The following is a 490-nucleotide window of genomic DNA, read 5'->3' as shown; positions in this document are numbered from 1 at the left end:
TATTTGCCCAGATAGCTCAGTCGGTAGAGCAGAGGATTGAAAATCCTCGTGTCGGTGGTTCGATTCCGCCTCTGGGCACCATTATTAAGTGTGCCGACTTAGCTCAGTTGGTAGAGCAACTGACTTGTAATCAGTAGGTCATCCGTTCGACTCGGATAGTCGGCACCATTTTTAAAGCATGTTTCACATATAACAATTTATTTGCCCAGATAGCTCAGTCGGTAGAGCAGAGGATTGAAAATCCTCGTGTCGGTGGTTCGATTCCGCCTCTGGGCACCATTATTCGGTGTGCCGACTTAGCTCAGTTGGTAGAGCAACTGACTTGTAATCAGTAGGTCATCCGTTCGACTCGGATAGTCGGCACCAATTATAAAATTTGTGACATGATATAAAATTTCCAGTTAGTTCATTTGGTAGAGCTTTGTGGAATTGTATTGAAAATTCCTAGAAGTTTTAATACACATAAAAATTATTTGCCCAGATAGCTCAG

Annotated in this window: 4 tRNA genes; all 4 read left to right on the top strand. The window is 42.9% G+C overall.

The features are described 5' to 3' along the window. The first annotated feature begins 5 nt into the window (after positions 1-5). The 4 genes from N473_RS01095 to N473_RS01080 all read left to right on the top strand — a co-directional run bounded on the left by N473_RS01095 (position 6) and on the right by N473_RS01080 (position 366). Positions 6-81 (top strand) — tRNA-Phe (locus N473_RS01095). An 11-nt stretch (positions 82-92) separates the two neighbouring features. Beyond that, positions 93-168 (top strand) — tRNA-Thr (locus tag N473_RS01090). A 35-nt stretch (positions 169-203) separates the two neighbouring features. Beyond that, positions 204-279: transfer RNA gene (locus N473_RS01085), tRNA-Phe, on the top strand. 11 nt (positions 280-290) lie between these two features. Next, positions 291-366, top strand: a tRNA-Thr gene (locus tag N473_RS01080). Positions 367-490: the final 124 nt, after the last annotated feature.

The sequence above is a fragment of the Pseudoalteromonas luteoviolacea CPMOR-1 genome (assembly GCF_001625685.1).
Classification (GTDB): Bacteria; Pseudomonadota; Gammaproteobacteria; order Enterobacterales; family Alteromonadaceae; genus Pseudoalteromonas; species Pseudoalteromonas luteoviolacea_K.
The sequence above is the reverse complement of the archived record's forward strand: the minus strand, read 5'-3'. Positions and strand labels throughout refer to the sequence as shown.